Origin of the sequence: Parapedobacter pyrenivorans (assembly GCF_014636865.1) — a bacterium.
GTDB lineage: Bacteria > Bacteroidota > Bacteroidia > Sphingobacteriales > Sphingobacteriaceae > Parapedobacter > Parapedobacter pyrenivorans.
The window spans coordinates 394,019-417,188 of record NZ_BMER01000004.1; the positions used below are offsets into that span (position 1 = coordinate 394,019).

A 23,170-nucleotide genomic window follows, 5' to 3' on the forward strand; every position below is an offset into this window, starting at 1 on the left:
GGGATTTTTTATGGTATGGTGTTTCCTTTTGACCGAAACAGGCATCCAGCATTTTTGGATAGCTGGTAAGCTGGAAAAAAAATCCTTTTTTCAGCACAAAAATTTGTAGGTTTGACACGGTCGCACACGAATGGGACCTAAATTGTAAAAAGAAAAGAGAAAAGTATGCTTTTTAAAAAATCGATTCCTACGCTGGTTGGGGAAGCCGCCGAGACCGGTGAAGGTACACTCAAACGAACATTATCAAGCAGCGGGTTAGTCGCATTAGGTATAGGGGCTATCATTGGTGCCGGCCTTTTTTCGCTCACGGGCATTGCCGCAGCAGAAAATGCAGGCCCTGCGGTAACCCTTTCGTTCATTGTAGCGGCGGTAGGATGTGCTTTTGCTGGATTATGTTATGCGGAATTTGCCGCGATGATACCTGTGGCAGGAAGTGCATATACCTATTCCTATGCGACAATGGGTGAATTTGTCGCTTGGATTATTGGCTGGGATCTGGTACTCGAGTATGCGTTGGGCGCAGCCACCGTAGCCTCCAGTTGGTCGCAGTATTTCAACCAGCTTTTGCTCGAATTTGGTATACATCTGCCTCACGATTTCTTATTTGGACCTTGGGAGGGCGGCATCGTCAACCTTCCAGCTATTTTTATCGTCTGCCTCCTTTCATTGTTGTTGATCCGAGGCACGGCTGAGTCGTCACTGGTCAACAATATCCTCGTTGTTGTGAAAGTGGCAGTGGTATTGATTTTTATTGCTTTGGGATGGAGTTTCATCAATCCGCTTAATCACGATCCGTTCATTCCGGTTAACGAGGGTGAACAGTTGCTGAAATCAGGCAAACTTGGTTTCTTTGAATTTTTCGGAAGTGATTATTTTGGCGAATTCGGGATCAGTGGAATCATGCGCGGGGCAGGTGTTGTTTTCTTTGCTTTTATCGGTTTCGATGCCGTAAGTACGGCTGCCCAAGAAGCCAAGAACCCACAAAAAGGTATGCCTATCGGCATTATCGGATCGCTAATCGTGTGTACGATACTATATGTGCTTTTTTCTTACGTGCTGACCGGATTAGAAAACTATACGTTATTTGCCGGCGATGCCAAGCCAGTGGCCACTGCTTTTGCGAAGACCGGGTACACCTTTTTAAATACGGCGTTAATCATCGCGATCTTAACTGGGTATACTTCTGTTATGCTTGTGATGCTGCTTGGACAAAGCCGGGTATTCTATACCATGAGTAAAGACGGCCTCTTACCGAAGTTTTTTTCTGACCTATCCAAAAGACAAACGCCTTGGAAGACCAACGTCGCATTTATGATATTCGTGAGTATTTTTACCGGATTTGTTCCCGTGTCGGATCTCGGCCATATGGTGAGCATCGGGACATTGTTTGCGTTTACGCTCGTATGTATCGGAATTATGGTATTACGTAAAACAAATCCGGACACCCCTCGCCCATTCCGCACTCCCTTGGTGCCATTGATACCTATCCTTGGCATTGTGGTATGTATCGCGATGATGGCGTCACTGCCCATTGAGAGCTGGGAGCGGTTAGCCATTTGGATGGCAATTGGTATCGTATTTTATTTCGTGTACGGAAAACGACACAGTAAAATTCGTGCTGCCGTGAATGCGGGGCGGTCAGCGGGGCCGACGGTCTAAGTATCTTTTATTATAAAAGTAAAAAACACTGCTCAGAAGAGAGCGGTGTTTTTTTTTGCCTGCAAACGGATGTTAGTTAATAATTTGTTAACACCTAGTTCATAACAAATACGTTATATTTGTATCAAAATTATTCATTAATCAATGAATATATCGTTTTTCATAGCACATCTATTCATTCTTCCAGCAAACGGAGGAAATTTTTCTTTCGACAATCAAATTCACCTCAATTTTTCGAGTCATGACAAGAAAAACCACTAAATGGACTGCATTGATTGCTGTTTTTTTAATGATCGGCAACTATTCCTGGGCACAGCGTACGCTTTCGGGAAAAGTGACTGACAGCGACGGACCTGTGGCCGGCGCAACGGTTCTAATCAGGGGTACCAATACCGCAACTGCAACGGATAGCGAGGGAAACTTTAGCCTTTCAACAGATCTCGAATCTGGGGAGATTGTAATCCGCATTCTTGGTTTTTCCAGCAAATCAATACCGTTTTCGTCACAAACGAGTTTGGGTACTATTGTCCTCGTATCTTCCGATTCCCAATCGTTGGATGAGGTTATTGTAGTGGGCCGTGGGATTATCGACTTCGCTGAAGACCGCAAAACACCCATCGCGGTTTCTACGGTATCTCGAGCAGAGATACTGGATAAGGGGGTCGGCAATGTCGAGTTCCCTGAAATCATGAAGAACATCCCCTCGGTTTTTGTCACCAACCAAGCTGGTGGATTTGGCGACAGTCAGAATTTCCTACGAGGTTTTGACCAATCCAATACTGCCTACCTGCTCAATGGGCAGCCAATAAACGGCATGGAAGATGGTAACATGTATTGGTCAAACTGGAGCTCCATTACAGATATTGCCAACGCTGTACAGGTGCAGCGTGGTTTGGGATCGTCTAAATTGGCCATATCTTCTGTGGGGGGTACCGTAAACATTGTTACCAAAGCCACCGACATGGAAGAGGGTGGATCCGTCCGTTTCATGACAGCTAATAATGGCTACGCAAAGGGTACCATCGCATACAACACCGGACTCCGCGGAAAATGGGGCTTTTCTTTCTTGCTGGACTACTGGCGAGCAGACGCTAAATATGCCAAAGGTACCGCAGGTGAAGGCCAAAGCTATTTCTTCTCTGTGGGCTACAAGCCAAACGCGCGGCATAATATCAACTTTATGGTCTTCGGTGCCCCCCAATGGCACGATCAGAATTATTCAAAAGCCCTGTTAACCCGGTATAATACCGATGCAGAGAATAATCCCACGACCATCAATACACCAGGCTACGATATCACTGGCATCCGTGGAAATTCCAATTATGGCTATTTAAATGGCAAAGGTCTGGCTATCCGGAAAAATTTTTATCATAAACCTGTGGCTAACTTAAACTGGGATTTTGATATCAGCGAAAAGTCGTCATTATCTACCGTGCTCTATGCTTCGCTTGGTAGAGGCGGCGGTGTTGGGCCATTAGGAAACGGCTTGAGTTTCCTCGGTGAGCAATTCGGAGGTGGCGGATACCTACCTGATGGATCTATTAATTGGCAAGGCTTGGTAGATTATAACGCGGGGATAGGTGATGGAATTGGTCAAAATCGTACCGGCAGCATGTTGCGTGCCTCGGCGAACAACCATGCTTGGTATGGCTTGGTATCGAATTACAGCTTTGACACCCAAAACTATTTCACGTTCAATGTAGGGGCAGACATCCGGTTCTATCGCGGTGATCATTTCCAGCAGTTGGTGGATAAATTGGGCCTCGAAGCGTGGAATGCGCCAAATACAAATCGTGGCGAAGGCGATTATCTCGTTTCTAAAACATTTAAAGCGAATCCGTGGACAGCACTATTCAACCCCGCCGGCGAAGAATACCGGGTAGGCTATGACAACTCCGAGCAGATCAATTATCAAGGTGTTTTCGGCCAAGCGGAATTCAGTAATGAAATCGTTTCAGCCTTTATACAGGGTGCCGTTTCCAACCAATCGTATCAAAAATTTGATCGTTGGAATTATGAAGGTGGGCAAGCCGAGTCGCCCGTCGAAAATAAATTTGGATATAATGTAAAAGCGGGTGCGTCCTATAATTTTGTTGAAGGACATACCATTTTTGCCAATGCGGGGTTTTATTCTCGCCAGCCGTACCTAGACAATGTATTTGTTCAAAATACGGTTGACTTTACAGACCCTGTAGTAGAAAATGAAGAAATCCTTGGACTTGAAGCTGGGTATCGATTCGAAATCCCCAATTTTACAATCAACCTCAATGGTTACTATACCTCTTGGGCAAACCGCTTCCTGTTGCAGAGCGGCACATACGGCGATGATAATATCGAAGGCGCGTATCTACTCACGGGTATCACACAATTACACAAAGGGCTAGAACTGGACTTCCAAACCTATATCTTACCTGATTGGATGCTGCGTGGGTACGCGTCTATCGGCGATTGGCAATATGATGGCGACTCTCCTTTCCGTTTCCGCGAAGAGGTGGAATCACAAATCATCGGAACCGGTTACCTGCCTTTATCTGGCGTCAAAGTGGGCAACGCCCCCCAAACTTCCTTTGGATTGGGAACCAAGTACAAGATTCTTTCCGACTTATCGGTGGATGTAGACTTTAACTTCTATGATAATTTATACGGACAGGTAGATCCGGAAGACGTGGTTGGTGCGGTATTGGAAGGTGAAGTCTACGAGGCTGAGAAACTAGATGGTTTCGGAGTGGTGGATGCCGGTCTTTCATACACAATCCGATTCGGTGGCCAGCACCTGAAATTCCGCGGAAATGTATTTAATGTGTTCAATAAGGAATACTTTGGCCGGAAGGACGGATTTGGATATTTTTATGGGTTAGGCACCACGTGGAACGCCGGCCTCACGTATAGCTTCTAGCAAAAGTTTTCGCTGCTCAAAAGAGACAAGGTCATTCTTTAGTTGGAATGACCTTTTTTCATGAATTATAATAAAATTCTTCGACATAGCCAAGGCCCATCAACTCATTATTGAACTGTTGCAAGTTTTTCCGGTCGGCGTTCAATTCGAAGACAACAGATAGCTTCCGGGCACGTTTGCTCACGGTTTTGCGTGTATGCTTGATAGCATGCTTATCCATTACACGTTTTAGGGCTTCGAGATGATCCGTGTCCATATCCTGGAAGACAACGAAAATGGTGCGCGTCAGGAACAATCGCTCCATAGCGCTTTCCACTTTGTTGAAAACGGACAAGATAAGTACGGTAATCACGGAAATGGTAAGCGAAAGCCCATAGTAACCGATGCCTGCGGCCATTCCTATCCCCGCAACAACCCAGATCACAGCGGCTGTGGTAAGGCCCATAACGGAAAACTTATCCTTAAAAATCACCCCGGCCCCAATGAAACCGATACCTGTGATGATGTTCGCCGCAATCCGATCATCGCTGCCCACGCCATAGCGGGAAACCATGGTAAACGCAGTAGCGCCCAAGCAAATCAACACAATGGTGCGAAACCCTGCCGACTTATTCTTGTATTCGCGCTCCAGCCCTACCAAACTACCGGCAAGAATAGATATACCAATGGAAATCAAATCATTATCTTCGGGCAACAAATCCATATCTTTACTGGTTATTAACGATCATTTTCAAATCTCCAAAATTAGCTAATCCAAATACGCATACGTTATCCCCTCACCTCCCCTGTCTGCGTGTTCATCCTCCATGCGCGTCACTTCACCGTATTTGCGTAGGTATTCCCGAATAAATTTACGTAAAATCCCGTCACCTTTACCATGTACGATTTTAAGGCTTGGAAAACCCATCATCACTGCTTTATCCAAGTATTTTTCGATTTGGTACAGCGCGGCTTCCGTACGCATACCACGAACATCCACTTCCGGGCGGAAATTAGCCACATCGTCTGTAATTTTTCCATGGTGGGTTTGGCGCGAACGTGTCTGCGCATGCTTCTTATCGATACGGACAACATTGTTCCATTTCTGCACCGTACGTAGATCGCCCATGGCTAGTACCACATTGTTTTTAGCCGTGCTGATTACTTGTGCTTCGTTATCTGTACCTAATATTTTAACCCAATCACCAACTTGGATAGCAACTGGTTCCTGCGGACTTCGTTTGGAAGCCTCCGGTTGCTCGTGATTGCCGATATTGCGGTTCAACCCCTCGCTCAACTGTTTACGAAGCGCTTTGGTTTTCTCCTTATCCGCTTGGCTTTCACGAATGCCCGAAATTGTGTTCTCCACTAATTTGTTGGCATTACGGATAATTTCACGGGCTTCTTCCCGAGCTTTACTGATAATGGTCTTTTTGTTTTCCTCAAGATAGGTCTGTAAGGTTTCGTTTTCTTCTTTCAGCCGAGCTAGTTGCTTTTCCTTCTGGCCGATAGCTATTTTTGCGTCATGTATTTCTTTTTTGTCACGCTCCAAATCGACCAACAACGTATCCACTTTCTTTTGCTGTACCCCTATCTTCTGCTTAGCGGCTTTAAGAATATCCCCGCTCAATCCTATCTTTTGCGCAATCTCGAAGGCGTACGAGCTGCCCGGTTTACCCGTTTGTAAAATGTATAACGGCCGCATAGCCAAGTTATCAAACAGCATGGAAGCGTTCTCCACCCCATCAGTATTGCTGGCAAAAACCTTCAAATTGGAATAGTGGGTGGTAACTACCCCCCTCGCCCCCTTACGATGGAGCATCTCCAATACTGCCTCAGCAATTGGTCCGCCGAAAAGCGGGTCCGTACCCGTGCCAAACTCATCAATAAGTACCAGTGTTCTGGCATCGGCGTGTTCGGAAAAATACTTCATCTTTGAAAGATGTGCACTATAGGTACTGAGATCACTTTCAATCGATTGGTCATCACCAATATCGGCGAATACCTGTCTAAATATACCTATCCGAGATGTTGGATCGGCTGGGATCAGCAAGCCTGCCTGAACCATCAATTGCAACAACCCGATGGTTTTCATACACACAGACTTACCACCTGCATTGGGGCCAGATACGACAATGATCCGATCTTGGCTATCGATTTTTACATTCAACGGTACCACAGTCTGTTTGGTACTTCTGAAATTGAGTAATAATAACGGGTGACGCGCATTGACCATTGACGTCGAGGCATCCTTGCTCAGCTCCGGCATATTCCCTTCGATGTCTGTCGCAAATAGTGCCTTCGCACGAACGAAATCTACCTTGCTCATCAAGTGATGGTAGTCGATCAACAGCGGTACATGTGGCCGGAGTTCGTCTGTAAGGGCGGTTAAAATACGGACAATTTCACGTCGCTTCTCAAATTCAAGGTCGCGTACCTTATTGTTTAGGTGGAATACCTCTTCCGGTTCGATATAAGCAGTTTGCCCGGTAGCCGACTCGTCATGTATCCAACCTTTTATTTTGCGTTTGCTTTCGGCTAATATGGGAATACATAGCCTACCGTCTCGAACAGTCAGATTGCCATCCGCCGTCCAGCCATTCTGCTGCGCGGTCCGAAACACCTGGTCAATACGTTTCCGGGCCTCTTGTTCTGCCTTGGCAATACCTGAATTAATTTCAGCCAATGTTGACGAAGCATTAGGTTTAACCTTTCCTTTTGCGTCAATAACCCGCTCAATCGCCACGACGATGTCCTTCTCAATTGGAAGGTGTTCAAATAGCGCTTCGAGATTAGGATACTGGCCATTTCGTTCATTGAAATACCGGATAATAGCAAATACGGTCTTTAGGGAAAGTAGTACATAAAAGAATTCTTCTTCTGATAAAAAAGTACCTACCACCCGTGCTTTTTCGGCCAACGGCCTGATAGGATATAGGTGATCCACAGGTAGCGGTGCGTCATTTTCGAGTAGATCCTTAAATTCCGCGGCTTGCCTTAAGAACTTGTCGATTTGGTCAAAGCGGGTTTGGGGTTGTATTCGACCCACCAGCTCCTTTCCGGCTTCACTTAAGCATTTTGATGCAATCAGTGTTTTGATGTCGGCAAAGCCAAGCTTTTCTATGGCGTTATCCGGATACGTCATATTATTTAATCTTTTGGAAAGGTCGTAATACCGGTTTGGGCTCATCCGGCACTTTTGGCGCAGGCTTTTGAGGCGGCGGCATTGGATTTGGGATCTGCGGACGTATACTACCCAACTCAACATCGCTCAAACCGACGGCTTTTAACATTCGGTCTCTCAGGGTTAAATATGTCACGGAGTCCGGCTTGCCATATAGGCTATCCGGGGCGTGCAAATAGAGCAAGTAGCGCTTGCGTTTAAAATCCAGCGAATCGCGAGCTATCCGTCGTAAACTATCTGTCCGTTTTGCATTAATCACCGAATCTGCACGACGTTGTGCTGCGTATTTTTCTTCAATTGCCTTTTGCTCGGCCATATTTAGCGCTTCCAATTTCTTTTCGATAGCGATATATAGCTCATTCATCATATATGGGCGCGTCGAATAAAATGTAACACTTTGCTCAAATGTGGTGGAATCAATACCATACCGATTGAAAATTGCAGCGTAATACGCATCACGGTGAGCCCGTGCGGAATCTATAGGCATAGCTGCCAGTTGTCCGTCAGCCAAATGCATATCCAACAATAATGCAGACATCTGCTGCTGAGGAACCACTTCCTTAGGTAATTTCTCCCCGCAAGCGATAACCAAAAATAAAATCACTAATCCAATTAGTGCCAGCCGCATACGATTACCTCAACTCATTTAACCACTACTATCCTTTGGGTATCTCAACCGATTCAAGCGCGCCACTATTGATGGATACCCACAGGTTTTGTAGTTTTGTGCAAACTTACAAAAATAGGACCGGATTTATGGACGTCGCTGATCAGATTAAAACCATTAAAGAAGAGTTAAACCGTTTAGACGTAACGTTAGTTGCCGTTTCCAAGACGAAATCCCTGGAAGATATTATGGCGGCTTATGATGCCGAACAACGGATCTTTGGGGAAAACGTCGTACAGGAATTGGTTGGAAAATATGAAGCGCTTCCGAAAGATATCAAATGGCACCTCATTGGCCACTTACAAAGCAATAAGGTGAAGTATATCGCCCCCTTTGTTGCCTTAATTCATTCGGTAGACAGTATAAAGTTGCTTAAAGAGATCAATAAGCAGGCGCATAAACACAATCGCACCATCGACTGCCTGCTGCAGGTGCATATCGCTGCCGAAGACACTAAATTCGGACTCGACCATGTAGAGCTCATCGAGTTGTTGCGCTCTCCAGAGCTCGCTCAACTCAATAATGTTCGGATCAGAGGGCTGATGGGCATCGCAACGAATACACCCAACGAGAAGGAAATTAAGGAAGAATTCCGAGAACTGAAATCGCTATATGACGGTATTAAGTCTAGCTTTTTTGGCGAAAAGCCTTCCTTTGACATACTCTCCATGGGCATGTCATCAGACTATAAAATCGCTATCGAACAGGGTTGCACCATGGTAAGGCTCGGAAGCACAATCTTTGGCGGTCGGTAATTGAGAAACTGAGACGGGTGCGGAAGTAACGGAACACAGCTGGAAAATGAACATCATCATACGCAAGGCGGCAGCAACAGACTGTCCGCAGATGCTTGAGCTAGTCAAAGAACTTGCACGATATGAAAAAGCGCCCAATGAGGTGACGGTGAGTCTTTCGGAATTTATCGATGCGGGTTTTGGCATAGCACCGGTCTGGGAGGCTTTTGTAGCTGAAATCGACGGATATATTGTGGGTATTTCCCTTTTCTACATTCGATATTCTACATGGAAGGGCCGCAGACTTTACCTTGAGGATATCGTCGTTACCGAATCCATGCGTGGAAAAGGTATTGGCAAATTATTGTTTGATGAAACTTGGGCACTATGCAAGGATAGGAACTATAGTGGGATGGTCTGGCAGGTTTTGGCGTGGAATGAACCCGCTATTAACTTCTACAAAAAATATGGTGCAACTTTTGACGGGGAATGGATGAATGTTTCATTGGATGGGTAAGGCGCACGCCCAAATTTTAATTAAAAGTAAAAGCATGAAATTAAGTAAACTGTACATTCTTTTTTTTATATGCCTCAATTCCCTTTTGATAGGTTCTTGCCAATTCAACACAACCGATCGGGATACACGGCAACAAAAGCCTGTAATGGATACCTTGGCCTATGAATACAAGGACTACATCAAGTTCAGTGAGAACGTGATGAGAACTACCGAAACCACAGACACCACTTTTTTCGCCGTTTCATATCCCATATTCCAAGATTCAGCTGTAAATCGTTTCGTGCAGACGGTACTATTGGGCAGCGATACGACGACAGTGGAAAAATCCGCCCACTCATTTATCAGCGAATTTGATAATTTTTATCAGTCTGATCCTTTTCCACGCGTTTGGACGTCAGAATCCCACGCCAGCGTGTATGCTATCAGCCCTTCGTATTTGGCCCTAGTTGTTAAGGCGTACAGCTATACAGGTGGTGCGCATGGTAATTATGCCACGATCTTCAAGCATTACGACATTCCGAATCACGAATCGTTGATACTCGATGATATCGTCGCCAAGCCGTTCCAGAACGAGTTAGCAGCTGTTGCCGAGCGCTATTTCCGTAAAGCGGAGGGCCTTAAGGTAGATCAGTCTCTTGAAGACCAGTACTTCTTTGATCAAGGCCGGTTTAGCATTCCGGACAATTTTGCACTAGAGCGTGATAGCATGCTCTTCCTGTATAATATTTATGAAATAAAGCCCTACGTAAATGGGCAGACTGAACTCCGCATTCCCTATTCAGAGGTTGAACGATTATTGACAGACCGTGCAAAACGGATCGTCGCTGAACTAAACATGTAAGCTGACCTTAATGCAAGTATTCAAATTTGGAGGGGCATCTGTCAAAGATGCCGACGGTGTGGTAAACCTCGGCCGTATTGTTTCGGCTTATCGAGGCCACCAGCTATTAATTGTGGTTTCGGCCATGGGCAAAACCACAAATCTGCTTGAGCGCCTTGTTCAGCAGTATTTCACACAGGCAGATGACACCTATGATTTGTTGCAGCAAGCGAAGCGCTACCATGAGGATATTGTCCAGGCATTATTTCCAGATGGCAATCACCCAGTATATAACGAAGTCGCCAACCGTTTCGTAGAGATTGAATGGATATTGGAAGAACCCCCGATGGATCCATACGACTACTTATATGATCAGATCGTTGCCGTTGGGGAATTGGTTTCCACAACGATCATTAGCCATTATCTCCATGCAATCGGATTAACGACCAAATGGCTGGATGCGAGGGATTACATTTTAACCGATAACACGCACCGGGAAGGCCGCGTAGCCTGGGAGGCTACGGAAGCACGCATCCAGGACAACCTACCAGACTTACTGGAGCACCAACTGTTGGTCACCCAGGGCTTCATAGGCTCTACTTCTGAAAATTTCACCACAACATTGGGCCGTGAGGGTTCGGATTATTCCGCAGCCATTTTTGCAGCTTGCCTCGGTGCTGAAAGCGTAACGATATGGAAAGATGTACCCGGCGTATTGAATGCCGATCCCAAATGGTTCGACCAAACCGAACTCATTCCCGAACTTTCGTATCTGGACGCCATCGAGCTGACCTACTATGGTGCCACCGTGATTCATCCCAAAACGATCAAACCTTTACAAAACAAAAATATTACGCTTCATGTAAAGTCTTTCATCGACATTGAAAATGGAGGCACGCAAATCAGGAGCACAAAAGAATCATTACCTGTGCCTTCCTTTATCTTTAAGGTAAATCAAGTACTAATTTCTATTCTGCCCAAGGATTTCTCCTTTATTGTCGAAGACAACCTAAGTGATATTTTCAGTCGCTTCCATGCCCATAAAATCAAGGTAAACATGATGCATAACAGCGCCGTGAGTTTTTCGGTAAGTATCGACAATACGGGGGATAACGTAGAGGCGTTACTTCTGGATCTCCGGTCGCGCTATGACATAAGACATCAAATTGGTCTGGAACTCATTACTATACGATATTACAATCAGCAAACCATCGCACGCGTCTTGGTTGAAAAGGAAATTATCATGGAGCTCAAAGACAGCTATACCTGCCAGCTTTTAGTACGTAAATTATAGTCATAAACACTTACCTTTGCATTCATGATAATACGACTAAATTCCATTTTGGTTCTTGCCTGCGTATCCCTGCTGACGTTGACCGCTGCATGCGATAACAACGCCAAGTCAGCGCACTCCAATAATAATGAGGCTACTGCTTCCAACTCGACACAAGAACAGGCCGGCGCCATTTCGGAGGCCGAGGCTCAACATTCTGTCCAACCTGATGTTTCGAAAGAACCTACCAGCACTATTCCAGATTTCACCTTTTACATACTGAAAAGTGGCATTCGCTTCACGAAGTCGGATTTGGCCAAAACCGGAAATATCGTGTTTATTCTGTTTGATCCCACGTGTGGTCATTGCCAACATGAGGCTAACGACATCGGCAAGCATTACAATCAAGTAAAAACCGCCAATTTCTATTTCGTATCCATGAACGATCCTGCATTGATGGCTTCATTTCTCGATACATGGGCCAAACCGTTGGTGGGTAAGGAAAATGTGGAAGTCCTTTATGACAGAGGCGCGGATTTCATTAATAAATTCCACATTCCCTCACAGTATCCAGCAACATACATTTACGGTGCCGACGGCCAGCTGAAGGAGTATTGGAACGGTGAAAGAAGTGCAGCGGAAATCGTCGAAGCGATAAACAAATAATTCGGAGGTTTGTAGCACCTCCTATGTTTTTGAATTGTGTTTGGTTGGCGGCTGCTCACTGAATTTCCGTTTCAATGCCGGTGCGCTTATGTTGGATTCCTCTTGGTGGCCGGTCTGACTTTCAGACCTATCGGTATCGACAATCTGATCATCTTCACGTAATCGCCGGTTTGAGTCCTTGGGCTCAAATTTCGCTTTCTTTTTCATAAGTTTATAACTCCCAACTCCCTTATTTTGTTTCGTTTGATGTTAACGAAATGTGTAACTTTGACCGCGGCATAACCGCAGTAATCCTATCAACAATGTTCAACGTCGCTATTAATGGATTTGGTCGTATCGGGCGAAATACGCTACGCAATACCTTGCTAAGAAATAGATTGGAAGACATCGCCGTCGTCGCAATAAACGACTTGACGGACCCACACACATTAGCCCACCTATTTAAATATGACTCGGTACACGGAATATACCCGGGAAACGTCACCGTAAACGCAGGTAAGTTAGTCATTGATGGTCACCTGATCGAAGTTTTCAATGAACGATTACCCGAGCAGCTTCCCTGGAAATCATTGGGTGTAAACACCGTCATCGAGTCTACCGGAAAATTCATCACACGGCAACACGCGCAAAAGCACCTCGATGCAGGCGCAAAACAAGTGATTATCTCCGCTCCATCACCTGATAAAGAAATTCCCACTGCGGTATTGGGGGTGAATGATTCATCGATAGATTTACGCACTCCTGTTTTGTCAAATGCTTCCTGTACGACTAACAATGTGGCCCCTATGGTGAAAATATTGGATGAACATTGGGGCATTGTGGATGGTTATATCACCACGGTCCATAGCATGACTGGCGACCAAAGCTTGCATGACAGTCCCCACCGCGATCTACGCCGTGCCCGGGCAGCATCTGCGTCGATCATCCCAACTACCACAGGAGCGGCCAAAGCTGTCACCAATGTATTTCCACACCTTGAAGGCAAGTTGGGCGGTGCCGGCATCCGAGTACCGGTTTTGAATGGATCATTGACGGATTTTACCTGCACGCTACGCAACCAAGCGACCGTCGAGGAAATAAATGCCGTATTCAAGAATGCGGCTGCCAATGAATTGAAATACATCCTGCAATACACCGAGGATCCGATCGTGTCCGTTGATATTATCAATAGTCCGTACTCCTGCGTCTTTGATGCGCAATTAACATCGGTGGTGGGTGGATTAGTGAAAGTTGTGGGCTGGTATGACAATGAATACGGCTATTCCAATCGGCTAGTGGATCTATTGCTAAAAATTGCCACAAATGATTAAATTGATACGACAAACAAAAAAAAGGAAACCTTAACGGTTTCCTTTTACTTAACAAATCGATATGGGGTTAAACCTTATTTCACTGCATCAATAACGGCTTTGAAAGCCTCCGGATTATTCATGGCTAAATCGGCCAATACCTTACGGTTCAATCCGATGTTCTTCGCATTCAACTTACCGATCAACTGTGAATACGAAATTCCATGTTGACGAGCGCCGGCATTGATACGCTGTATCCATAAAGCCCTGAACTCCCTTTTCTTAGTCTTGCGGTCGCGGTACGCGTACAACAATCCCTTTTCTACTGTATTTTTCGCAACGGTATAAACCTTACTGCGCGACCCATAATAGCCTTTGGCCATTTTGAGGATCTTCTTGCGTCTTCTTCTAGACGCTACTGCGTTAACCGAACGTGGCATAATCTTGTGTTTTTGGTAGCAGGCGCCGTGTTTTGCAACGGTCTTACAACCCAATACCTGGTTTCTTAATTACTAATTACTAACTACTATTTTCCGATGGCTAGCATACGTTTTACGTTGCCCATGTCGGCTTCAGACACGAGACTGGTCTGTGTCAGATTGCGCTTACGCTTAGTGCTCTTTTTGGTCAGGATGTGACTTTTAAAAGCATTCTTTCTGGCAATCTTACCTGTTCCAGTAAGCTTAAAACGTTTCTTAGCACTGGAATTGGTTCTCACTTTTGGCATGATTACTGATTTTTATATCGACTTGTTAATTTCTTATTTCTTCGTTGTGGCTTTGGGGGCTACCGTTAGAAACATCCGCTTACCCTCCAATTTGGGCAGCAATTCCACTTTTCCATACTCTTCTAGTGCCTGAGCGAAACGCAATAGCAGAATTTCACCCTGCTCCTTATAGACGATTGCCCGACCCTTAAAATGTACATACGCCCGTACTTTTTCTCCCGATTCCAAAAACTTGATTGCGTGTTTGAGTTTAAACTCAAAATCATGGTCGTTGGTGTTGGGACCGAAACGAATTTCCTTGATGACCGTTTGCTTGGCGTTTGATTTAATTTCTTTCTGCTTCTTCTTCTGCTCATAGATAAACTTACTGTAATCTATGATCCGACAAACAGGCGGTACGGCATTCGGCGAGATCTCCACTAAATCCAGTTCCAATTCATCAGCAAGCTCCAATGCCTTACGCGTCGGAAATATCCCCTGTTCTATATTGTCGCCCACTAATCGTACCTCTGGTACCCTAATATGTTCGTTTATACGGTGCTCCGGCTCCTTCTTTCTAAACGGAGGTCTCGGGCCTCTGAATCCTGGTCTATTTAATGCCAAATGTCTAAAATAATTAAACGGTTATCTCTTTTATTAACTGATCGCTAAATGCACTCACACGCATTGTTCCTAAATCCCCGTGGCCATGTTTCCGAACAGAAACCGTGCCGTCTTCCACCTCCTTTTCTCCCACAATCAACATATAGGGGATTTTTTTCAACTCGGCATCCCTTATTTTACGTCCAACTTTCTCATCGCGCAGGTCAGCCAAGCCGCGAATATCGGAATTATTGAGTGATTCTAAAAGTTTTTTTGCATATTCCTCATATTTTTCCGAGACGGGAAGGATGATGAATTGCTCGGGTGCCAACCACAACGGGAACTGCCCTGCACAATGTTCAATCAACACAGCTACAAAGCGTTCTAGGGAACCGAATGGTGCGCGGTGGATCATCACGGGACGATGCTTGCTATTGTCACTGCCCGTATATTCCAGTTCAAACCGCTCCGGCAGGTTGTAATCAACCTGAATGGTTCCCAGTTGCCATTTCCGGCCCAATGCATCCCTCACCATGAAATCGAGCTTCGGCCCATAGAATGCGGCTTCACCGTATTCGACCACGGTCTTCAAACCTTTGTCGGCAGCCGCTTCGATAATATCCAGTTCGGCACGGTTCCAATTCTCGTCAGAACCGATGTATTTGCTCCTATTTTCGGGATCGCGCAGGGAAATTTGCGCAACGTAATCGTCAAAGCCCAACGCCTCGAAAACGTAAAGCACTAAGTCGATGACTTTCTTGAATTCCTCTTTTACCTGATCCGGACGACAAAACAGGTGGGCGTCGTCTTGCGTGAATCCACGTACCCGTGTCAGGCCGTGCAATTCACCGCTCTGCTCATATCGGTATACCGTGCCGAATTCCGCATAGCGGATGGGTAAATCTTTATATGAACGCGGCTTTGTCTTATAGATTTCACAATGATGCGGGCAATTCATAGGTTTCAACAGGAACTCTTCCCCTTCCTGCGGCGTGTGTATGGGTTGGAACGAGTCCGCTCCATATTTTTCGTAATGGCCGGAGGTGACATATAGATTTTTGTGTCCGATATGAGGGGTTACCACAGGTTCATATCCGGCCTTAAGTTGCGCGCGTTGCATGAAATCAATCAATTTCTGTCGCAGCCGCGCTCCTTTGGGCAGCCATAGCGGCAATCCCATCCCGACTTTCTCCGAAAATGCAAACAATTCCAGTTCCCGCCCCAGTTTGCGATGGTCCCGTTTCTTGGCCTCCTCGATCATATACAGGTAATCGGTCAGTTCGCTGGCTTTTGGGAACGTAACGCCATAGATGCGGGTGAGCTGCTTACGGTTTTCATCGCCACGCCAATACGCTCCAGCGACATTCGTCAGTTTCACAGCCTTGATAAAGCCCGTATTCGGAATATGCGGACCACGACACAAATCTGTGAAGTTACCCTGCGTATAAAACGTGATGTTGCCATCGGGCAAATCCTTAATCAAATCGAGCTTATACTCATCTCCTTTTTCATTGAAATATGCTTCGGCATCAGCCTTACTGACCGGCTTGCGGACATATACTGCTTTTGTACGCGCCAGCTCGATCATTTTGTCCTCGATTTGCTTGAAATCGTCCGACGAGAATTCACGGTCGCCGAAGTCGACATCGTAATAGAATCCCGTTTCGATGGCTGGTCCGATACCGAACTTAGTGCCTGGATATAGCGCTTCTAATGCTTCGGCCATCAAGTGCGCCGATGAATGCCAGAAAGTGGATTTCCCTTGGTTGTCATTCCAGGTGAGCAGGCGTACGTTAGCGTCTTGTTCGATAGGGCGCAACGCATCCCATACCTCGCCGTTTACTTCTGCTGCCAATACGTTGCGGGCCAAGCCTTCTGAAATGGATTGTGCGACTTCCATCGCTGTGGTTCCCGGGGCATACTGCCTCACGGAGCCATCTGGTAGGGTAATTTGAATCATTTACAAGTATGATTTTGCGTTAACTTAAAACTAATCCATAAACCACAATACAAATGTGATCTGTAATTCGGATGCAAAGGTAAGGAAGGAAACACAAAATACGAAATCGATATAATGAAAAACCATTCTCCAAAACACCACGCCTACGCTGATCGCCATCCATTGGAAGAAGTAACGACTCATGTAAAGACAACAGGTCTTGGAGCAGAGACTATAAATTTCATATCTTTGTACCCTCAAAAAGCGACATGACACGACAGGTTCCGGAGGATGGCACATTATTACCCTTGATGGAGGAATTTTACACCATTCAAGGCGAGGGCTATCATACGGGTAAGGCTGCTTATTTTATCCGTTTGGGTGGATGTGATGTGGGGTGCCATTGGTGTGATGTAAAGGAAAGCTGGGACGCCGAGCTCCATCCGCTGACCGCAGCCGATACCATTATCGAGCATGCCAAGCAACATCCGTCGAAAGCCGTTGTCGTGACCGGTGGTGAGCCGTTGCTTTACAACCTCGACTACCTCACACAGGGACTTCAATCGGCCGGCATCAAAACTTTTATTGAAACATCGGGAGCCTACCCGCTAAGTGGGTATTGGGATTGGGTTTGCCTTTCGCCGAAGAAATTCAAGAGGCCACTACCGGACGTGTTGGCTGCTGCCGGCGAGCTGAAAGTCATTGTGTTCAATAAAAGCGATTTCGACTGGGCAGAACAGCACGCGGCGTTAGTCCATACCACATGCCGCCTTTACCTGCAACCCGAATGGTCTAAAACTCATGAAATGACTCCACTTATCGTAGATTACGTGATGCAAAATCCGAAGTGGGAAATTTCATTGCAGACACATAAATACCTGAATATTCCGTAGTCAATTGATCATTTGTCTGTTTCGCATCACCCTCCTACGTTGGTCAAACAAATCAACGAACCCTACAATGTTTGTCAGAAATATGGCGATCCAATTTGTTTTTGGAACATTTTTTGACCTTTTAATTCCAAAATGGTAGATTTGCGTATCATGCGTAAGGATGATAGCATTTACTGAAACAAAAATTAAAAAAACAATGATGAAAAAAATCGCTACAATATGCGCCGTACTCGTCGCTTTTGTTTGCACTGCGGCTGTCGGCCAGCAGAACAGCAAAGCGGAGTTTAAGTTTGACAAGGAAACGTATGATTTCGGTAAAATCCCGCAGGGCGATCCGGTCACTCACGTTTTTACGTTTGAAAATGTGGGTTCCGAGCCCATTATTATCAGTGAAGTAAAGCCATCCTGCGGTTGCTCGGTGGCTGAGTTTACCAAAACACCGGTTAAGCCAGGGGAAAAGGGCACCATATCAGTAACCTTCAACGCGGCAGCGAAACAGCCCTTTACCAAGAACTTCACCGTGCGGTCCAATACCAAGACACCCGTGAAAACCCTCTATATTAAGGGTGAGGTAACGGGTTAGTTAGCAACGACTTTTAAAATAACAGGAACCGCTATCTATTTAGCGGTTTTTTTGTGCCATTAAATCCAAAAGCTATGCTTAATATTGCACCAGAAATAACACAATAATATGCCTTCAATATCGATAAGGGGCCGTGAGATGCCGGCCTCTCCCATCCGTAAACTGACACCGTATGCCGACCAGGCGAAGCTGGATGGCAAACACGTGTACCACCTCAATATCGGCCAACCCGATATCGAGACGCCGCAATTGATGCTCGACGCCGTTCGAAACATTGATTTCAAGGTGTGGGCGTACACACCGTCTGAGGGCACAGCCTCCTATCGCAACAAACTAAGTGGCTATTATAATAAGTTGGGTTATGACATTGCGCCTGGGGACATCTTGGTTACAAATGGTGGCTCTGAGGCCCTTACCATCGTCATGCAAGCATGCGTCAACCCAGGAGAGGAAATTATCATACCCGAACCGTTTTACGCCAATTATAAGAGTTTTGCAAGTTCAGCCGGCATTGTGATCCAACCCATCCTTTCCCACATCGACGATGGATTTGCATTACCGCCCATCACTGATTTTGAAAAACTGATTACGGAAAACACCCGAGCCATTGCCATCTGTAGCCCAAACAATCCTACAGGTTATCTTTATTCCCGCCAGGAGATGGAAGCCCTCCGAGACCTTTGCCTCAACTATGACCTGTTTCTAATTGCTGACGAGGCGTATCGTGAATTCTGCTATGATGAAAAGGAATTTATATCGCCGATGCATCTGGAAGGCTTGGACCAACACGTGGTAATTGTAGACACCGTTTCTAAACGGTACAGCGCCTGCGGAGCTCGTTTGGGATGTCTAATAACCAAAAACAAATCGCTTTGGCAAATGGCATTAAAATTCGCGCAGGCGCGGCTCAGTCCACCCGCTGTAGCCCAGATCGCCGCGGAAGCAGCTGTGGATACTCCTGAAAGTTATTTTGAAGCCGTAAAGCAAGAATATACCGCGAGAAGAAACGTATTGGTTGCTGGCCTTAATCGCATACCAGGTGTATTTTGCCCCAATCCGGGAGGCGCTTTCTACGTGTTGGCCCGACTGCCGATCGATGATGCCGATCGATTCTGCCAATGGATGCTGGAGCATTTCTCACACGAAAATCAAACCGTCATGATGGCACCCGCGAGTGGGTTTTATAGCACAGCTGGTTCGGGAGCGGATGAAGTTAGGTTGGCATACGTATTAAACTGCGACGATTTGAGAAAAGCGTTAGTGTGTCTGGAAAAAGGACTCGAGAGCTATCCTGGGCGACGTAGCAAATAGATTCGAGAACCTAGCCTAGAGGTAATCAAGCACAAACGCAAGTTGCTCGGCTTCGTTGAGGCCAGTGTTATCTAATACGATAGCGTCGACAGCTCGTACTAAAGGACTTTCCCTACGGGTGGTGTCGATGTAATCGCGATGCGCAATATTCTCAAATACCTCCTCAAGGGTGATTTCTTCACCCTTGCTTTTTAATTCGAGGTAACGCCGCTCCGCACGTACCTTCGGATCGGCCGTCATGAAAATTTTTAGATCCGCATCTGGGAAGACGGTCGTACCGATGTCTCGACCGTCCATCACGATATTCTTATTTCTACCCATCCGTTGTTGCTGTGCCACCATAGCCAAGCGCACTGCCTTGATTGCACTCACTTCACTTACACAGTCGGATACGCGCATCTGTCGGATTTCCTCCGATACATCCTCATCGTTTAGATAGATACTGGTTGCTTCCGGCTGGCTATGAAAATCGATATGGATTTGGTCTAACGCTTCGACGACCCTAGCCGTATCTTCAAGAGGAATAGCATTCCGTATGAAATATAATGTAACAGCGCGATACATGGCCCCACTGTCGATGTAGAGGTATTGGAGTGCTTTGGCCAGCGCTTTAGCAAGCGTGCTTTTCCCGCAGGAAGAATATCCATCAATGGCAATAATTTTGTTTGATCTCACCATACCCATCAATGGTTGCCTCCGATTAATACACCCGGCTTATTCAGTACAGGGATCTTAATCAAGTTGTCATCAATGATGCTTTCCGGAAGAAAGATGTATTTCTTGTCATAGATGGTTTCGTCAATGTAGTAGCTCAGCCAGTATTCATTCGTGAGGCCGAAAACCTGCTCATCTATGGCCTCGATTTTCGCGTAGTCACGCGAATCGATATCGCCAATAAAATGTCGTAAGACAGATGTTTTTACTTCCTGCTCATCTTTAATACCGTATCCCTTTGAACTAACCATCACGTTCTTTAGCGTCACCTCTTTTTCGTTAATGAGGTAGACGTTCCATACTTTTCCGGTAGGTGAATCGCTTTCCAACACCACTGCAATGGAAATATCTTGAACAATATTGGTAGGTAGGTCTTTTTTCACTATTTTTTCCCTCTGCCTTTCTTCTTCGGCTTTTTTTCGTCGGCTTCGGCCCATTTTAGGACGTCGGCATAGGTGATATTTTGCACCTCTGTACCCTTTGGTATTTTGATATTCTGCTTACCAAACCGAATAAATGGTCCCCATCGGCCATTTTCTATCCGCGCATCCGGATTTTCATCGAAAATTTTGACGATTTTCTCGATATCCTTTTGCCGTTTATCTTTGATGATCTCGATAGCGGAATCCGTGGTTACATCGTGGGGATCAACCCCTTTGGGCAAGGAATAGAATGCATTGTTGTGACGGATGTACGGCCCAAATCTACCAATGGCCACAGTCATTTCCTTCTCTTCGAACTCCCCAACCTTTTTGGGCAATTTGAACAGCTCAAGCGCCTCTTCAAAGGTGATGGTTTCGATCATCTGTCCCGGCCGGAGACTGGCAAAGCGTGGCTTTTCTTCCTCGTCCGCCATTCCAATCTGCACCATGGGCCCAAACCGGCCAATACGCACACTAACCCGCTTACCGGTTTCCGGATCCATTCCCAACTCTCTTTCATTGGTGGCACGATCGGCATTTTTGATGGTCGTTTCTACTTCATTGTGAAACGGGCCATAAAAACTGTGCAACATATCGGTCCATTCTTTCATCCCTTGAGCTATTTCATCGAACTCCTTCTCCACCTTAGCTGTAAAGTTAAAATCGACGATCCCTTTGAAATGCTCTACTAAAAAGTCATTGACTACCACGCCGATATCCGTCGGAAACAACTTCGATCGTTCTGCACCGGTTATTTCGGTCTTCGTGAGCGTAGCTATCGTTCCACCGCCCAATTCCAGTACACGGTAGTCTCTCGGCTTACCATCTCGGTCTTCCTTTACCACATAGCCACGATTCTGAATGGTCGAAATCGTCGGTGCATAAGTTGACGGGCGACCGATGCCCAGCTCTTCTAATTTTTTAACAAGGCTTGCCTCGGTATAACGTGCAGCTGGGCGCGAAAAACGTTCCGTAGCCGTCATACTTTTTAATTGGATCCGTTGGTTCTTTTGCAATGGCGGTAGTAACGCATTATCTGTATCGTTGTCAAGGTTTGGTTCGTGCTCATCATCCGTCGATTCGAAATATACCTTTAAAAACCCATCAAATCGCATCACTTCTCCATTGGCCACCAATTCCTCCGCCCGGGTAGAAATCCCTATTTTTGCAGTTGTCTTCTCGAATTCCGCTTCGCTCATCTGTGAAGCAATTGCCCGCTTCCATATCAGCTCGTACAGTCTTCGCTCTGCATTATCGCCATCAATAGAATGCCGATCAAAATAGGTGGGTCGAATGGCCTCATGGGCTTCCTGAGCACCAGCCGACTTGGTTCGATATTGTCGGCGTTTATGGTACTTATCACCATACGCAGATCTAATTTCCTGTTCCGCACCTTGTAAGGCCGTATCGCTCAGGTTTACCGAATCGGTACGCATATAGGTGATGCGCCCGGCTTCATAAAGGCGCTGGGCTACGGACATGGTACGAGCTACAGAAAAACCGAGCTTACGGCTGGCCTCCTGTTGTAAAGTAGAGGTCGTAAATGGCGCTGCAGGATTACGTTTAGACGGTTTGGTTTCCAAACCATTGACCACAAAATCCGCTGGAATACAATCGGCAAGAAAACGCTCGGCGTCCATCACCGATGCAAATCGCTGCGGCAACTCCGCTTTAAACAGCTCCTTGGAATTATCCGTATGGAAAATGGCCACAATCTTAAACGCGGCTTCTGCTTTAAACCGATTGATTTCGCGTTCGCGATCCACAATCAGTCGAACAGCAACAGATTGTACCCGACCTGCCGATAATGATGGCTTTACTTTCTTCCACAATACCGGAGAGAGCTCAAAGCCAACCAGGCGATCAAGTACACGCCGCGCTTGTTGGGCATTGACCAAATTGAAATCGATCCCTCTTGGGGTCTCAATGGCTTTGAGTATGGCCGGCTTGGTAATTTCATGAAACACGATCCGCTTGGTCTTTTCGTCATGGAGACCAAGCGTTTCATACAGGTGCCAGGAAATCGCTTCCCCTTCACGGTCCTCGTCGGAGGCGAGCCACACCGTTTCGGCTGCTTTAGCCAATTTCTTTAATTCACTGACTACGGCCTTTTTGTCTGCCGGAACCTCATACTGTTGTTTAAAGTTATTCGCCGTGTCGATAGCATCGTCAGTTTTCACTAAATCGCGGATATGGCCATAGCTGGACTTGACCAAAAAATCCTTACCTAAGTATCCTTCTATTGTTTTCGCTTTCGCCGGTGACTCTACAATCAGTAAGTTTTTCGCCATTGATGTTTTCAGATTTTTGCAAAT

Annotated in this window: 22 protein-coding genes; 11 read left to right on the plus strand and 11 right to left on the minus strand. The window is 46.0% G+C overall.

Annotation, left to right across the window (positions count from 1 at the left end; all coding sequences use genetic code 11):
- Positions 1–165 precede the first annotated feature (165 nt).
- The gene (locus IEV98_RS18750; protein ID WP_188507560.1) at positions 166–1,659 is read left to right on the plus strand and encodes an amino acid permease; all 1,494 of its coding nucleotides are present in this window, start codon (positions 166–168) and stop codon (positions 1,657–1,659) included.
- A gap of 241 nt (positions 1,660–1,900) precedes the next feature.
- Positions 1,901–4,555 (plus strand): TonB-dependent receptor, encoded by a 2,655-nt coding sequence (locus IEV98_RS18755; protein WP_188507561.1) that lies wholly within the window; start codon positions 1,901–1,903, stop codon positions 4,553–4,555.
- Positions 4,556–4,613: 58 nt separating this feature from the next.
- Here IEV98_RS18755 and IEV98_RS18760 read toward each other — a convergent pair whose 3' ends face one another.
- The 3 genes from IEV98_RS18760 to IEV98_RS18770 are packed head-to-tail and all read right to left on the minus strand — an operon-like array spanning position 4,614 to position 8,322.
- Positions 4,614–5,258, minus strand: a complete 645-nt coding sequence (locus IEV98_RS18760) for an MgtC/SapB family protein (RefSeq protein WP_188507562.1) — start codon at positions 5,256–5,258, stop codon at positions 4,614–4,616.
- Positions 5,259–5,303: 45 nt separating this feature from the next.
- Entirely contained in the window at positions 5,304–7,679 is a 2,376-nt protein-coding gene (locus IEV98_RS18765) for an endonuclease MutS2 (RefSeq protein WP_188507563.1), read from the minus strand.
- A gap of 1 nt (position 7,680) precedes the next feature.
- Positions 7,681–8,322, minus strand: a complete 642-nt coding sequence (locus IEV98_RS18770) for a DUF4296 domain-containing protein (RefSeq protein ID WP_229738847.1) — start codon at positions 8,320–8,322, stop codon at positions 7,681–7,683.
- Between the two features lie 152 nt (positions 8,323–8,474).
- On the opposite strand from IEV98_RS18770, the gene IEV98_RS18775 reads away from it, so the two are divergent.
- From IEV98_RS18775 to IEV98_RS18795, 5 genes are read left to right on the plus strand one after another with little or no spacing between them, the layout of a single operon-like run.
- Complete coding sequence (locus IEV98_RS18775) at positions 8,475–9,140, plus strand: YggS family pyridoxal phosphate-dependent enzyme (protein ID WP_188507565.1); 666 nt, start codon at positions 8,475–8,477, stop codon at positions 9,138–9,140.
- A 46-nt stretch (positions 9,141–9,186) separates the two neighbouring features.
- On the plus strand, positions 9,187–9,636 hold the full coding sequence (locus IEV98_RS18780; protein ID WP_188507566.1) for a GNAT family N-acetyltransferase: 450 nt from the start codon (positions 9,187–9,189) through the stop codon (positions 9,634–9,636).
- Between the two features lie 34 nt (positions 9,637–9,670).
- Positions 9,671–10,477 carry a DUF3298 and DUF4163 domain-containing protein gene (locus IEV98_RS18785; protein ID WP_188507567.1) on the plus strand — a complete coding sequence of 269 codons (807 nt, stop codon included), beginning with the start codon at positions 9,671–9,673 and terminating at the stop codon, positions 10,475–10,477.
- A 10-nt stretch (positions 10,478–10,487) separates the two neighbouring features.
- Complete coding sequence (locus IEV98_RS18790) at positions 10,488–11,750, plus strand: aspartate kinase (protein ID WP_188507568.1); 1,263 nt, start codon at positions 10,488–10,490, stop codon at positions 11,748–11,750.
- Positions 11,751–11,774: 24 nt separating this feature from the next.
- Positions 11,775–12,395 carry a TlpA family protein disulfide reductase gene (locus IEV98_RS18795; protein ID WP_188507569.1) on the plus strand — a complete coding sequence of 207 codons (621 nt, stop codon included), beginning with the start codon at positions 11,775–11,777 and terminating at the stop codon, positions 12,393–12,395.
- Between the two features lie 21 nt (positions 12,396–12,416).
- On the opposite strand, the gene IEV98_RS18800 is transcribed toward IEV98_RS18795, so the two are convergent.
- Entirely contained in the window at positions 12,417–12,602 is a 186-nt protein-coding gene (locus IEV98_RS18800) for a hypothetical protein (protein WP_188507570.1), read from the minus strand.
- A 95-nt stretch (positions 12,603–12,697) separates the two neighbouring features.
- Between IEV98_RS18800 and gap the strand changes: the two genes are divergently transcribed.
- Positions 12,698–13,705: a type I glyceraldehyde-3-phosphate dehydrogenase gene (gene gap / locus IEV98_RS18805; protein WP_188507571.1), complete on the plus strand. Its 1,008-nt coding sequence runs from the start codon at positions 12,698–12,700 to the stop codon at positions 13,703–13,705.
- A gap of 74 nt (positions 13,706–13,779) precedes the next feature.
- Here gap and rplT read toward each other — a convergent pair whose 3' ends face one another.
- The 4 genes from rplT to thrS form a co-directional block, all read right to left on the minus strand.
- Positions 13,780–14,124, minus strand: coding sequence for a 50S ribosomal protein L20 (rplT, locus tag IEV98_RS18810; protein ID WP_188507572.1), 345 nt, complete (start codon positions 14,122–14,124; stop codon positions 13,780–13,782).
- A gap of 86 nt (positions 14,125–14,210) precedes the next feature.
- Positions 14,211–14,411, minus strand: a complete 201-nt coding sequence (gene rpmI, locus IEV98_RS18815; protein ID WP_188507573.1) for a 50S ribosomal protein L35 — start codon at positions 14,409–14,411, stop codon at positions 14,211–14,213.
- Between the two features lie 33 nt (positions 14,412–14,444).
- Positions 14,445–15,014, minus strand: coding sequence for a translation initiation factor IF-3 (infC, locus tag IEV98_RS18820; protein WP_188507574.1), 570 nt, complete (start codon positions 15,012–15,014; stop codon positions 14,445–14,447).
- 13 nt (positions 15,015–15,027) lie between these two features.
- Positions 15,028–16,953: a threonine--tRNA ligase gene (thrS, locus tag IEV98_RS18825; protein ID WP_188507575.1), complete on the minus strand. Its 1,926-nt coding sequence runs from the start codon at positions 16,951–16,953 to the stop codon at positions 15,028–15,030.
- Positions 16,954–17,201: 248 nt separating this feature from the next.
- Here thrS and IEV98_RS18830 point away from each other — a divergent pair, with 248 nt between their 5' ends.
- The 3 genes from IEV98_RS18830 (at position 17,202) to IEV98_RS18840 (ending at position 19,719) form a co-directional block, all read left to right on the plus strand.
- Positions 17,202–17,825, plus strand: coding sequence for a 7-carboxy-7-deazaguanine synthase QueE (locus IEV98_RS18830; protein WP_188507576.1), 624 nt, complete (start codon positions 17,202–17,204; stop codon positions 17,823–17,825).
- A gap of 196 nt (positions 17,826–18,021) precedes the next feature.
- A complete protein-coding gene (locus IEV98_RS18835) occupies positions 18,022–18,408 on the plus strand; it encodes a DUF1573 domain-containing protein (RefSeq protein WP_307726868.1) in 387 nt (128 codons plus the stop codon).
- Positions 18,409–18,516: 108 nt separating this feature from the next.
- Positions 18,517–19,719: a pyridoxal phosphate-dependent aminotransferase gene (locus IEV98_RS18840; protein WP_188507577.1), complete on the plus strand. Its 1,203-nt coding sequence runs from the start codon at positions 18,517–18,519 to the stop codon at positions 19,717–19,719.
- Between the two features lie 15 nt (positions 19,720–19,734).
- On the opposite strand, the gene cmk is transcribed toward IEV98_RS18840, so the two are convergent.
- Genes cmk through topA form a run of 3 tightly spaced genes read right to left on the minus strand, consistent with a single transcriptional unit; the run spans position 19,735 to position 23,146 of the window.
- Entirely contained in the window at positions 19,735–20,397 is a 663-nt protein-coding gene (gene cmk, locus IEV98_RS18845; RefSeq protein WP_371870676.1) for a (d)CMP kinase, read from the minus strand.
- Between the two features lie 5 nt (positions 20,398–20,402).
- Positions 20,403–20,816 (minus strand): hypothetical protein, encoded by a 414-nt coding sequence (locus tag IEV98_RS18850; RefSeq protein WP_188507578.1) that lies wholly within the window; start codon positions 20,814–20,816, stop codon positions 20,403–20,405.
- Positions 20,816–23,146: a type I DNA topoisomerase gene (topA, locus tag IEV98_RS18855; RefSeq protein ID WP_188507579.1), complete on the minus strand. Its 2,331-nt coding sequence runs from the start codon at positions 23,144–23,146 to the stop codon at positions 20,816–20,818. Before topA ends, IEV98_RS18850 begins: the two co-directional genes overlap by 1 nt.
- Positions 23,147–23,170: the final 24 nt, after the last annotated feature.

Excerpts from the sequence above, each read along its gene's own strand:
- thrS (WP_188507575.1), bottom strand. The coding sequence starts at position 16,953 with ATGATTCAAATTACCCTACCAGATGGCTCCGTGAGGCAGTATGCCCCG.
- IEV98_RS18800 (WP_188507570.1), bottom strand. The coding sequence starts at position 12,602 with ATGAAAAAGAAAGCGAAATTTGAGCCCAAGGACTCAAACCGGCGATTA.
- IEV98_RS18755 (WP_188507561.1), top strand. The coding sequence starts at position 1,901 with ATGACAAGAAAAACCACTAAATGGACTGCATTGATTGCTGTTTTTTTA.
- IEV98_RS18840 (WP_188507577.1), top strand. The coding sequence starts at position 18,517 with ATGCCTTCAATATCGATAAGGGGCCGTGAGATGCCGGCCTCTCCCATC.
- IEV98_RS18780 (WP_188507566.1), top strand. The coding sequence starts at position 9,187 with ATGAACATCATCATACGCAAGGCGGCAGCAACAGACTGTCCGCAGATG.
- rplT (WP_188507572.1), bottom strand. The coding sequence starts at position 14,124 with ATGCCACGTTCGGTTAACGCAGTAGCGTCTAGAAGAAGACGCAAGAAG.
- topA (WP_188507579.1), bottom strand. The coding sequence starts at position 23,146 with ATGGCGAAAAACTTACTGATTGTAGAGTCACCGGCGAAAGCGAAAACA.
- IEV98_RS18765 (WP_188507563.1), bottom strand. The coding sequence starts at position 7,679 with ATGACGTATCCGGATAACGCCATAGAAAAGCTTGGCTTTGCCGACATC.
- IEV98_RS18750 (WP_188507560.1), top strand. The coding sequence starts at position 166 with ATGCTTTTTAAAAAATCGATTCCTACGCTGGTTGGGGAAGCCGCCGAG.
- IEV98_RS18830 (WP_188507576.1), top strand. The coding sequence starts at position 17,202 with ATGACACGACAGGTTCCGGAGGATGGCACATTATTACCCTTGATGGAG.
- IEV98_RS18760 (WP_188507562.1), bottom strand. The coding sequence starts at position 5,258 with ATGGATTTGTTGCCCGAAGATAATGATTTGATTTCCATTGGTATATCT.
- IEV98_RS18775 (WP_188507565.1), top strand. The coding sequence starts at position 8,475 with ATGGACGTCGCTGATCAGATTAAAACCATTAAAGAAGAGTTAAACCGT.
- IEV98_RS18835 (WP_307726868.1), top strand. The coding sequence starts at position 18,022 with ATGATGAAAAAAATCGCTACAATATGCGCCGTACTCGTCGCTTTTGTT.
- rpmI (WP_188507573.1), bottom strand. The coding sequence starts at position 14,411 with ATGCCAAAAGTGAGAACCAATTCCAGTGCTAAGAAACGTTTTAAGCTT.
- IEV98_RS18795 (WP_188507569.1), top strand. The coding sequence starts at position 11,775 with ATGATAATACGACTAAATTCCATTTTGGTTCTTGCCTGCGTATCCCTG.
- IEV98_RS18785 (WP_188507567.1), top strand. The coding sequence starts at position 9,671 with ATGAAATTAAGTAAACTGTACATTCTTTTTTTTATATGCCTCAATTCC.
- gap (WP_188507571.1), top strand. The coding sequence starts at position 12,698 with ATGTTCAACGTCGCTATTAATGGATTTGGTCGTATCGGGCGAAATACG.
- IEV98_RS18790 (WP_188507568.1), top strand. The coding sequence starts at position 10,488 with ATGCAAGTATTCAAATTTGGAGGGGCATCTGTCAAAGATGCCGACGGT.
- cmk (WP_371870676.1), bottom strand. The coding sequence starts at position 20,397 with ATGGTGAGATCAAACAAAATTATTGCCATTGATGGATATTCTTCCTGC.